The organism is Microvirga subterranea, assembly GCF_003350535.1.
Lineage (GTDB): Bacteria > Pseudomonadota > Alphaproteobacteria > Rhizobiales > Beijerinckiaceae > Microvirga > Microvirga subterranea.
The window spans coordinates 419273-430724 of sequence record NZ_QQBB01000003.1; the positions used below are offsets into that span (position 1 = coordinate 419273).

General features: G+C 67.8%; 10 protein-coding genes. 2 read left to right on the top strand and 8 right to left on the bottom strand.

The window, feature by feature from the left end:
• Positions 1 to 54 precede the first annotated feature (54 nt).
• The 6 genes from ppx to DES45_RS10110 form a co-directional block, all read right to left on the bottom strand.
• Positions 55 to 1575 (bottom strand): exopolyphosphatase, encoded by a 1521-nt coding sequence (ppx, locus tag DES45_RS10085; protein ID WP_114769846.1) that lies wholly within the window; start codon positions 1573 to 1575, stop codon positions 55 to 57.
• Position 1576: 1 nt separating this feature from the next.
• On the bottom strand, positions 1577 to 3745 hold the full coding sequence (locus tag DES45_RS10090) for an RNA degradosome polyphosphate kinase (RefSeq protein WP_245571679.1): 2169 nt from the start codon (positions 3743 to 3745) through the stop codon (positions 1577 to 1579).
• A 146-nt stretch (positions 3746 to 3891) separates the two neighbouring features.
• Positions 3892 to 4584, bottom strand: coding sequence for a P-loop NTPase family protein (locus DES45_RS10095; protein WP_114769848.1), 693 nt, complete (start codon positions 4582 to 4584; stop codon positions 3892 to 3894).
• Positions 4577 to 5677: an AI-2E family transporter gene (locus DES45_RS10100; protein WP_114769849.1), complete on the bottom strand. Its 1101-nt coding sequence runs from the start codon at positions 5675 to 5677 to the stop codon at positions 4577 to 4579. Before DES45_RS10100 ends, DES45_RS10095 begins: the two co-directional genes overlap by 8 nt.
• Before the next feature lie 35 nt (positions 5678 to 5712).
• Complete coding sequence (locus tag DES45_RS10105; RefSeq protein ID WP_114769994.1) at positions 5713 to 6243, bottom strand: CDP-alcohol phosphatidyltransferase family protein; 531 nt, start codon at positions 6241 to 6243, stop codon at positions 5713 to 5715.
• 80 nt (positions 6244 to 6323) lie between these two features.
• Positions 6324 to 6755, bottom strand: a complete 432-nt coding sequence (locus DES45_RS10110) for a cupin domain-containing protein (protein ID WP_245571658.1) — start codon at positions 6753 to 6755, stop codon at positions 6324 to 6326.
• A 198-nt stretch (positions 6756 to 6953) separates the two neighbouring features.
• Between DES45_RS10110 and purM the strand changes: the two genes are divergently transcribed.
• Positions 6954 to 8021 (top strand): phosphoribosylformylglycinamidine cyclo-ligase, encoded by a 1068-nt coding sequence (purM, locus tag DES45_RS10115; protein WP_114769850.1) that lies wholly within the window; start codon positions 6954 to 6956, stop codon positions 8019 to 8021.
• A 1-nt stretch (position 8022) separates the two neighbouring features.
• On the top strand, positions 8023 to 8670 hold the full coding sequence (purN, locus tag DES45_RS10120) for a phosphoribosylglycinamide formyltransferase (RefSeq protein ID WP_114769851.1): 648 nt from the start codon (positions 8023 to 8025) through the stop codon (positions 8668 to 8670).
• Between the two features lie 172 nt (positions 8671 to 8842).
• Here the strand turns inward: purN and DES45_RS10125 are convergent, their stop codons facing one another.
• Positions 8843 to 9205 carry a hypothetical protein gene (locus DES45_RS10125; RefSeq protein ID WP_114769852.1) on the bottom strand — a complete coding sequence of 121 codons (363 nt, stop codon included), beginning with the start codon at positions 9203 to 9205 and terminating at the stop codon, positions 8843 to 8845.
• A gap of 89 nt (positions 9206 to 9294) precedes the next feature.
• Complete coding sequence (locus DES45_RS10130; protein WP_114769853.1) at positions 9295 to 11448, bottom strand: molybdopterin oxidoreductase family protein; 2154 nt, start codon at positions 11446 to 11448, stop codon at positions 9295 to 9297.
• Between the last annotated feature and the right edge of the window lie 4 nt (positions 11449 to 11452).

Sequence of the window (11452 nt, forward strand, 5' to 3'; positions counted from 1 at the left end):
ACTCCGGATCGTTGTAAACTTGCGGATGAGCGCACGTCGCCAGGGACATTTTCCCTATACGATCTCGATCCTCGGCTCCATGTTGAGGAGCTTGCCCACGGCCTTCAGGCGGCCGACGAGACGCTCGTTGGCGAGCGCCTCCATGGAACGGGGCAGCTGCAGCACGACCTGGCTGCCGCGGGCGAGGAGCGGCGCCTGGGGCAGGACGCCCTCCATGCCGACCGAGACCGGATAGGCGACGCGCATGAGGGCGGCGAGAAGCCGGGCCCGCTCGATCAGCCGCGCCCCCGCGAGGGCCTTGATGCGCGAGCCGACCTTGTCCGGGTTCAGGCCCTCGTGCCGGAAGAAGATCGACAGGGCGAGATAGGCCCGGCCCGCATGATCGACGGCCGAGAAGGCCCCGTAGGCGATGAGGTTGAGGCTCTGCTCGCCGCGATAATCCGGATGGGCCCGCCAGCCGATATCGGCGAGGAGGCAGGCGGCATGGCGCAGCCGCCGCTCCCCTTCCGTTTCGGGCAGCCCCAGGTCCTCCAGGAAGCGCGAGGTCCAGGCCCACATCTCCTCCCCGTGGCCGGGCGAGCGGGCGCGGAGCAGGTTGAGGTCGGCCGCCGCCGAGATGAGCGGGTCGTGCCCGCGCGTCTCCTCCGGCAAGCGGTCGAAGAGCAGGCCTTCGCGCACGCCGTGGGCCGAGATGGCGATGTCCTTCGGGGCGCCGAGGCGGATGATCTCCTCGAGCACGATGGCCCCATAGGCCAGGAGCGGTCGGCGGGCCTCGGAGATGCTCTCGATGTCCTTCAGGGTCTTGGCGTCGACCTCCTCCACGAGATGCAGGAAGTCGAGGCCGTCGTCCGGGTTGATGACGTAGCCGTGCATCACGTGGAGCGGATAGTCCTTCGCGGCCTGATGCAGCCGCGCCAGGGCGCGCCAGGTGCCGCCGACGGCGTAGAAGGTGCGGCCGTGGAGGTGCTCCAGATATTCCGGGGCCCGCTCCAGCGATGCGCGGACGATCCGCTGCGCCTTCTTGAGCGAGCCGCCGCTGAGATCCTGCAGGGCGAGGCCTCCGAGCGGCATGGTGGTGCCCTGCCCCACCCGGGCGCCCTGCACGTCCACCAGCTCCAGGCTGCCGCCGCCCATGTCGCCGACGATCCCGTCCGGGTCGTAGAAGCCCGACACGACGCCGAGCGCGGAGAGCTGCGCTTCCCGGGCGCCGGAGAGCAGCTCGATCGGGTGGCCGACGGTCTCCTCCGCGGCAGCCAGGAAGGCGGGGCCGTTGGTGGCGTCGCGGGCCGCGGCGGTCGCGAGAACGAACACCTCCGACACGTTCATGGTCTGGCACAGGACTCGAAATCGGGCGAGCGCCCTGAGCGCCCGCTCGACCGCGTCGTCGTCGAGGCGGCCGGTGGTGGCCACGTGGCGGCCGAGGCCGCAGAGCACCTTCTCGTTGTAGATCGGCGTCGGCGCGCGGGTCAGCCCCTCGTAGACCACGAGGCGGACCGAGTTCGACCCGATGTCGACGGTGGCGACCGGACGGCCGATCTTGAGCCGTCCCTGAGCCTCGCGCCCGGCGGTCTGCATGTCAGCGTTGCCCACGCTTTGCGAGGGCCTTGGGGCTTGACGTCTTGAGCGATTTTCCACGGCCGGACAGACTTGGGTTGGTCATGAAATACTTGTGCGCGTTGAATGGTTCCTCGCCCTTGGCGGGAACGACCCGGCGGCTGGTCCCGTCGGGCAGCACGGTCCAGCTCTGCTCGTTGTCCAGCAGGTTCGCAAGCATGATCTGGTCCAGAACCTGTTGATGCACGGTCGGATTGACGATCGGCAGCAGCGCCTCGACGCGCCGGTCGAGGTTGCGCGACATCAGGTCGGCGGACGAGATGTAGACGTGCGCCTTCGGGTTCGGCAGAGCCTGGCCGTTGCCGAAGGCGTAGATCCGGGTATGCTCCAGGAAGCGTCCTACGATGGACTTGACCCGGATGTTCTCCGACAGGCCCTTGATGCCGGGCCTGAGGCAGCAGATGCCGCGCACGATGAGATCGACCTGCACGCCCGCCGCGCTCGCGTCGTAGAGCGCGTCGATGATGACGGGATCGACCAGCGAGTTGCACTTTCCCCAGATAGCTGCGGGACGGCCCGCCTTGGCGTGCTCGATCTCCTCGCCGATGTGCTGGAGGAGCCGCTTCTTCAGGGTGAGCGGCGACACGGCCATGCGCTCGAGTTCCGCCGGCTCCGCATAGCCGGTGACGAAGTTGAAGATGCGCGACACGTCGCGGCCTATCACCGGATCGGCGGTGAAATACGACAGGTCCGTGTAGATGCGCGCGGTGATCGGGTGGTAGTTGCCGGTGCCGATGTGGCAATAGGTGATGAGCTGCCCGCCCTCCCGGCGCACCACCATGGACAGCTTGGCGTGGGTCTTGAGCTCGATGAAGCCGAACACCACCTGCGCGCCCGCCCGCTCGAGGTTGCGGGCCCAGCGGATGTTGGCCTCCTCGTCGAAGCGGGCCTTCAGCTCCACCAGCGCCGTCACGGACTTGCCGGCCTCGGCCGCCTCGGCCAGCGCCGCCACGATCGGCGAGTCCGACGAGGTGCGGTAGAGGGTCTGCTTGATCGCCACCACGTTCGGGTCGCGGGCCGCCTGGTAGAGGAACTGTACCACCGCGTCGAAGGACTCGTAGGGGTGGTGGACGATGATGTCCTTCTGGCGGATCGCCGCGAAGCAGTCGCCGCTGTGCTCGCGGATGCGCTCGGGAAAGCGCGGGTTGTAGGGCTTGAACTTAAGGTCCGGCCGGTCGAGGGCCACCAGCTGCGAGAGTTCGTTGAGGGCGAGCATGCCCTCGACCACGAAGAGCTCGTCGCCCTGGATCTCGGATTCCTCGACCACGAACTGGCGCAGGTCCTCCGGCATGGCGGCCTCGACCTCGAGGCGGATCACGCTGCCGCGGCGGCGCTGCTTGAGGGCCGTCTCGAACAGGCGCACCAGATCCTCGGCCTCCTCCTCGACCTCGATGTCGGAATCGCGGATGACCCGGAACGCCCCCTGCCCCTGCACGCTGTAGCCGGGAAAGAGCCGCGTCGTGTAGAGGGCGATGAGCTGCTCCAGCGCGATGAAGCGGCTCGCGCCGGTCTCGGCGAAATCGGGCAGTCGGATGAAGCGCTCGGCGCGGGCCGGCAGGCGGATCAGGGCGTTCAGCACCTTGCCGTCGCTCTGGCGCGCCAGCTTCAGGGCGATCGACAGGCCCAGGTTGGGGATGAACGGGAACGGATGCGCCGGGTCGATGGCGAGCGGCGTCAGCACCGGGAAGATGTGGTTGAGGAAGTAATCCTCGAGCCAGGATGCCTCCGCCTTGGTGAGCTCCGCACCCTCGACCAGGAGGATCCCCTCCTCGATCAGCGCCTCCTTCAGCTCGCGCCAGCGGCGCTGCTGGTCCGATGCGAGGTTCGACACCTCCACGGCAATCTTGGACAACTGTTCCTGCGGCGTGAGCCCGTCCTGGGACGGGGTCGCGATCCCCGAGCGCACTTGGCCGCGCAGGCCCGCGACGCGCACCATGAAGAACTCGTCGAGATTGTCGGCCGAGATCGACAGGAAGCGCAGTTGCTCCAGCAGCGGATGGTTCCGGTTCGACGCCTCCTCCAGGACGCGGCGGTTGAACTGGAGCCACGACAATTCGCGGTTGATGAAGCGCTGGGGGAACTGCCTCAGGACCGCGCCGTCGAACTCGATCTCGGGCGGAGCCTTGGGCAACGGAGCATCGGTGACGATCTCCACCTCATCCAACACCAGGGCGCTCCGCACGTCGTTCTCCGCCGCCTTCTTCTGCGACTTCCGTTTTGCGGCGGATTTCGTGACGGTTTCACGACGGGCCGTTTCCAGGGCTTCTGCTTCGGGCTTCACTCGATCTCATCCGTTTCCTGCGCGGCGCCGAGAATCTCCGCTGCAATGGCGCGGGAGACCCGCCGGCCGCGGCTCAACGCTTCCTTGTCCAGAAGCGTCACGACCTCCGACGCCTTTGCCAGCGACCGCTCGATCCTCAGGGCAATGTAGTCGACAACGCTGGTGTCGACCACCAGTTGCCGGTCGATGAAGAGCTTCACGAGAACGGCCTTCAGCAGGGCGTCGTCGGGGGCTTCGAGCTCCACGCAGGGTGCGAGCCGCAGCCGCGAGAGCAGGTCCGGGGTCCTCAGGCCCCACCGGTCCGGCGGCGTCTCGCATGTCAGGAGCAGGTAGGCCTTCCGCTCGCGCGCAAGGTTGAGGAGATGAAACAGCGCGGCCTCGTCGTGCACGCCCCGGTCCACGTCCTCGATGGCGAGAGCGCCGTTGGAGACGAGATGCGGGACCTTGTCGCCCGTGATCTCCGACACGTCCACCGTCCAGGCATGAGCGGTGGCCGCCCAGATCGCCGCCAGGTGACTCTTGCCGCTGCCCGGCGGCCCGACGAGCAGGAGCACGTTGTGCGGCCAGTCGGGCCAGCTCTCGATCCGCGCATAGGCGACTTCGTTCGAGGGGCTGACGAGGAAGTCCTCGCGCCCGTAGCTCGGATTGAGCGGGAGGTCGAAGGCGAGCTGCTTCGGCGTCTCACGCATCGACGTCGATCCGCGGCTTGATGATGACCGTCTCCCCGCCCCGGTAGAGCGGGCTCGTCAGGTACTGCCGCAGGGCGAAGCGGGCGATCACGCCCATGGCGGCCGCGAGCGGCACCGCGAGCAGGAGCCCGACGAAGCCGAAGAGCGACCCGAAGGCCAGGAGCGCGAACATAAGCCAGACCGGGTGCAGGCCCACGGAATCGCCCACGAGCTTCGGGGACAGGATGTTGCCTTCGACGAACTGGCCGAAGACGAAGATGCCCAGCGTCGCGAGAATCATGGTCCAGTCGGGCCAGAACTGCACGATGGCCACGCCCATGGACAGGATCAGGCCCGTGAGCGAGCCCACATAGGGAATGAAGCTCAAAAGCCCCGCCGTCATGCCGATGATGGCGCCGAAGTTGAGCCCGATGACCGACAGTCCGACCGCATAGAAGGTGCCGAGGATCACGCAGACCAGGGCCTGGCCGCGCACGAAGCCGGCGATGGCCTGGTCGATGTCGTGGGCGATTGTGCGGATCGTGTCCCGATGCTTCATGGGAAGCCAGGAATCCACCGTCGAGACCATGCGGTCCCAGTCGACGAGCATGTAGAAGGCGACCACCGGCGTCACGACGAGGAGCGAGAAGATGCCGAGCAGCGCCTGCCCGCCGGACCACAGCGACTGGAGAAAGGTTCCGGCCCAGGCGATGCCCTGGGAGATCAGGTTGCCGACGGAGGTCTGCATCTGCGGCAGGGCCGACCGGCCCCCGATCCGGTCGAGCACGGGCCCGGCCTGCTCCACGGCGAGCTGCTGGAGGCGGGCCACGTAGCTCGGGATCCGCTCCACCAGCGCGCCGAGCTGCTGGGCCGCGAAGGGGACCAGCACCACGAGGGTCAGGATGAAGAAGAGCACGAACAGGATGAGGATGACGAGGCTCGCCCCGAGCCGTCCCACGCCGATCTTCTGGAGCCGGTCGGCCAGGGGATCGAGCAGGTAAGCGAGGGCGAAGCCCGCCACGAAGGGCAGGAGGATGTCGCGCAGGGCGAGCATCAGCAGCACGGTCACCGTCAGGGCCGCGAACCAGAATGCGATCTGCCGTTGGATCGTCATCTGCCGAACATCTTCCGCAATACTCCACTGCGCTCCTAGGCCGACATGTGCCGGAGCCAGCCTCCGAGATAGGCACCGGCGGAGGCGACGGTCAAGGCGGCGACCGCGAGCATCGCGATATCCTCAAGGCCCGCCAGCTCGATGCCGTAGGCGTTGGCCGCCAGGGCGAAGGCCGCGAACCCGATCTGCGCCGCCGTATTCAGCTTGCTGACGATCAGCGGCTTGATGGCCACGGGCCGGTCCATGACCCAGGACAGGAGCACGGCCGCCACGATCATCACGTCCCGGGACACCACCACGATGGCCAGCCAGCTCGGGATGGCCCCGACCACCGCGAGGGACACGTAGATCGAGACCAGGAGCGACTTGTCGGCTAGGGGATCGATGTAGGAGCCGAGCTCGCTGCGCATGTCGAAGTTCCGGGCGATGAACCCGTCGATCGCATCCGAGACCCCGGCCACCACGAACAGCACGAAGGCCGCCGCCCAGCGCTGCTGCATGATCATCATGATCACGAAGGGGACGAGGATGAGCCGGCCGATGGTGATGATGTTCGGAATGGTCATCGGAGCCATGATGGCGGGACGGGCGGGCGAGTTCAATCGCGGCCCGGCGGGATGAGGATAGCGGGGACGATCCCGGTGTCTCAGACGTGTACGCGGTCGAGGTCCGGCAGGAGGACGACGCTCTCCTGCTCGTTGGGATCGGTCCTGGCGATCACCGCCGTGCAGGGCTCGGTGCTGCTCGCGTTGTAGGGCTGGTGCGGGACATTCGCCGGGATGTAGAGAAAATCCCCGGGCCGTATGTCCACGTGCTGTTCCAGGCCCTCGCCGAACCACATTCCGGCGTCTCCGCTCAGAACGTAGATGGCGGATTCGTGCGCCTCATGCTTGTGGGCCTTCGCCTTGGCGCCCGGCGGCATGGTCAGGATCTGAAGGTGGAGCCCCTTCGAGCCGACCGTTTCGGCCGAGATCCCGGGTGCATAGGTGAGCCCCTGCTTCCCGACGAATTCCGTTCCGGCGCGAACGACCCTGCAGGTCGGGGCGGTATCGTGGACGGGCCGAGCTGATGCGATCACAGATGCCTCCCGGGATGAGAGCAGGCCGGTCGATGCAATGCGGCGGCCGGTTTCGGGACGAGAATAGCCCCCGGGCAATCGCCCTGGCAACGCTGTCCGGCGAACCCGCGCAGCGCTCCACTTTACCGGGAATGTGCCTAAATCCCCTTGCCTTTCGGCCCCCTCTCGCCTTACTCCCCCCACAACACGGGGTGTGCCATGACCGAGAAGCAGCAGAACGGCCTGACCTATGCCCAGGCGGGCGTCGATATCGACGCCGGCAACGCCATGGTCGACCAGATCAAGCCCCTGGTGCGGTCGACGCGCCGCCCCGGGGCGGACGCGGAGATCGGCGGGTTCGGCGGGCTCTTCGACCTCAAGGCCGCCGGCTTCAAGGACCCGATTCTGGTCGCCGCCAATGACGGCGTCGGCACCAAGGTGAAGATCGCCATCGACACGGAGCACCACGACACGATCGGGATCGACCTCGTGGCGATGTGCGTGAACGACATCATCGTCCAGGGCGCCGAGCCCCTGTTCTTCCTCGATTATTTCGCCACCGGGAAGCTCTCGCCGGAGGTGGGCGTCGCCATCGTCAAGGGCATCGCGGACGGCTGCCGTCTGGCGGGCTGCGCCCTGATCGGCGGTGAGACCGCCGAGATGCCCGGCCTCTACGCCCGCGGCGACTACGACCTCGCGGGCTTCGCGGTCGGGGCGGCCGAGCGCGGGACCCTGCTGCCAAAGGCCGTGAAGGCCGGCGACGTCCTGATCGGCCTGCCCTCCTCGGGCGTTCATTCCAACGGCTTCTCCCTCGTGCGCCGGATCGTCGAGATGTCCGGCCTCGCCTGGGGTGCCCCCGCCCCCTTCGCGTCGGACCGGAGCCTCGCCAAGGCCCTGCTGGAGCCGACCCGGATCTACGTGAAATCCCTGCTGAAGGTCCTGAAGGGGGGCGACGGCATCAACGCGCTCTGCCACATCACTGGCGGCGGCTTCCCGGACAACATCCCGCGCGTCCTGCCCGACGGCATCGGCGTCCGGCTCGATCTCGACGCCATCCCGGTCCCGCCCATCTTCGGCTGGCTCGCCAAGACCGGCGGCGTGGCCGAAGCCGAGATGCTGCGCACCTTCAACTGCGGCATCGGCATGATCGTGGTGGCGGACGCCGCCCGGGCGGATGCGGTCATGCAGCGCCTGATCCAGGCTGGCGAGAGCCCGGTCCGCATCGGCGAGACCATCGCGCATGACGGCGGCGAACCCGTCAAGACGGCAGGCAGCCTCAAGTTCTGACATGACCCGCCGCCGCATCGCCATCCTGATCTCGGGCCGGGGCTCCAACATGGCCTCGCTCATCGAGGCGGCGCGCGCGCCGGGCTACCCGGCTGAAGTCGCCCTCGTCCTGTCGAACCGCCCGGATGCGGAGGGGCTGGTGCGGGCAAGGGAAGCGGGGATCGAGGCCCTCGCCATCGACCATAAGGCCTATTCGACGAGGGAGAGCTTCGAGCAGGCCCTCGATGCGGCCCTGCGGGAGCGCGGCATCGAGTTCGTCTGCCTGGCGGGCTTCATGCGGGTGCTCACCAACTGGTTCGTGGAGCGCTGGCAGGGCCGGATGATCAACATCCACCCGTCCCTCCTGCCCCTCTTCCGCGGCACCCACACCCACCGCCGGGCCCTGGAGGAAGGCGTGCTGGTCCACGGCTGCACGGTGCATTTCGTGGTGCCGGAGCTCGATGCCGGCCCGATCGTGGCCCAGGCCGCCGTGCCGGTGGTCCCCGGCGACACCGAGGAGAGCCTAGCGCAGCGCATCCTGGTGCAGGAGCACGTCCTCTACCCGCAGGCGCTGGCGATGATCTGCAGCGGGCGCGCCCGGCTGGAGAACGGGCGGGTGGTGTTTTCGCAAGGATGGGGCGCCGGCGGGGCGCTGCGGTCGCCGGGCTGAGAACTCGCACGCCAAGCGCAACGGAGCCCTCCTCCCCCTTGTGGGGAGGAGTTGGAGGTGGGGGTGTAAGCGATAGCCTATGACGGTCTGGCGCCCACACCCCCACCCCTAGCCCCTCCCCACAAGGGGGAGGGAAAGCGCGCCTCATCCTGAAAGGATAGTGCGCGATCCCTTACAGCGACGGCCGCTGCAGGTTGCAGGAATCGATCGCGCCGAGCGCCTTGGCGCGGGCGGTGTCGTTGAACACGCCCGTGTCGCGATAGGCCTGGACCTCGTCGGCGCTCAAGGACCGCATGGTGCGGCCGGCATAGCAGTCGCACTTGCGGGCGAGCGATGACTCGCTGACGTTCTGGATCTTCGCCTGGGTGACCGCGCAGGCCTGGCTCACCCGCGAGCGCAACTCGCCCATGCTTGCCGTCTTCAGGGCCGGGTCGGGCTGGTACATGGTGGGGGTGTTGGAGGCGGCCGCAAGGGCCGCCGTCGCGGACAGGGAAAGAGCGGCGGCGGCCAGGAACGCGCGGAAACCGGAAGACATCGGACAAGCCCTCGAAGGATGAAACACTCAAGCTTAAGGATAGGGCCGCCACGTCAGGGTCAAGGGCGAGTCGGATTTAGCCTTAAGACTTAGCCAACGACCGGCTCGGGCCGTTCATGCTTCGAGGACGTCTGCGGCACCGCCGCGGGATCGGGAGCAGCCTTTTCCAGCGCCACCCGGTTGTCGTGGAACGCCGCGCCGCCGTAGGGCGCGACCTGGTCGGCGCCCGTGAGGGTGTTGATGCCGCGACCGTAAGGGTGCGCCGCGTTGGGCCAAACCGATTCCGCGATCAGCACCCCGCGCCGCACCCCGTCGAACAGGCGGGCGCGCAGGAAGACCTCGCCGCGATGGTTCTTCAGCTTCACCCAGTCCCCGTCGACGATGCCCTGCCGCTCCGCGTCGTCCGGGTGGATCATCACTTCGGGCCGCCCCTCCTTGGTCTTCGAGGTCGGGGTCTCGGTGAAGGTTGAGTTGAGGAAGTTGCGCGCCGGGCTGGTGGCGAGGCGGAAGGGATGCTCCTCGGTCGCCTCCTCGATTACGGCCCAGTGGTCCGGAAAGGCCGGGATCTCGGCCCAGGGCCCCATCGGGCCGTTGTTGCCGGAGGGTATGCTGGTCCAGTCGGGCCGGAAGCGGAACTTACCGTCCGGATAGGCGAAGCCGTTGAGGTAATGCGCGTCCTCGAAGGAGGGCTGCGCATCCACATGGACCTGCTGCTCCAGGTGCTCGATCCCGTCCCAGCCGGAATGGCGCAGGGTCCAGTCGATGATCTCTCGCGGCTCCATGGTGAAGCCGCGGTGCTCGGCGCCGACCCGCGCGGCGATTTCGCGGATCACCTCATGATTGGAACGGCATTCGCCCGGAGGATCGATGAGCTTGGCGCCGAGCTGGTAGTACTGGTGGCCGCCGCCGGAATAGAGATCGTCGTGCTCCATGAACATGGTCGCGGGCAGCACGATGTCGGCCATCATGGCCGTCTCGGTCATGAACTGCTCGTGGACGCAGACGAACAGGTCCTCGCGGGCAAAGCCCCGCTTCACCAGCTCCTGCTCCGGCGCCACGGAGACCGGGTTGGTGTTCTGGATCAGCATCGCGGTCACGGCAGGGCCGTCGTAGAGCGCCTCCCGGTCGCCGGTGAGGACGCGCCCGATCTGCGACTGGTCGAGCCGGCGGATCGTCGGGTCGATGGCGTCGTGTCCCTCGATCAGCGCCTTGTTCCAGCGATAGATCGCGCTGTTGTTGTGGAACGCGCCGCCGCCCTCGTGCCTCCAGGCGCCCGTCACGGCCGGAATGCAGGAGGCGGCATGCATGTTGATGGAGCCGTTGCGCTGGCGGCCGAAGCCGTAGCCGAGGCGGAAATAGCTGCGCTTGCGCTCGCCCACGAGCTTCGCGAAGGCCTCGATCTCCCCGACCGACAGGCCCGTGATCCGCGACGCCCATTCCGGATCGCGGGTCCGCAGGTGCTCCTCGAATTCGCGTGGGTGGTCGGTGTAGCGCTCGAGGTAGTCACGGTCGGCGTAGCCGTCGCGGAAGAGCACGTGCATGACCGCGCAGGCCAGCGCCCCGTCGGTGCCCGGCCGTACGAGCAGCGCCAAGTCTGCCTGCTTCATGGTCGGGTTCATGTAGACGTCGATCGCGACGATCTTGGCCCCGCGCTCCTTACGGGCGCGAGCCGCATGGGTCATCACGTTGACCTGGGTGTGGACCGGGTTGGTGCCCCAGATCACGATGCAGTCGGAGACCGCCATCTCGCGCGGGTCGGGACCGGCGAGCCTGCCGGTGCCGGCCACGAAGCCCGTGTAGGCGGTCGCCGTGCAGATGGTGGAATACTGGCCCGAATAGCGCTTCACGTGGCGCAGGCGGTTGATGCCGTCGCGCATCACGTAGCCCATCGTGCCCGCGTAGTAATAGGGCCAGACGGATTGCGAGCCGAACGCCCGCTCCGCCTCAAGGAACTTCTGCGCCACGATGTCGAGCGCCTCGTCCCAGGAGATGCGCTCGAACTGCCCGGACCCCTTCGGGCCGGTTCGCCTGAGCGGATGCAGCAGCCGGTCCGGGTGGTGGATCCGCTCCGCATAGCGCGCCACCTTCGCGCAGATCACGCCTGCCGTGTAGCGGTTGGTCTGTGCTCCGTGCACCCGCCCGATGGTGCGCCCGTCGATCACCTCGACGTCGAGGGAGCAGGTCGAGGGGCAGTCGTGCGGGCAGACCGAGGGGCGACGTTCGATGCGGGGCGCTTGGTTCATGGCG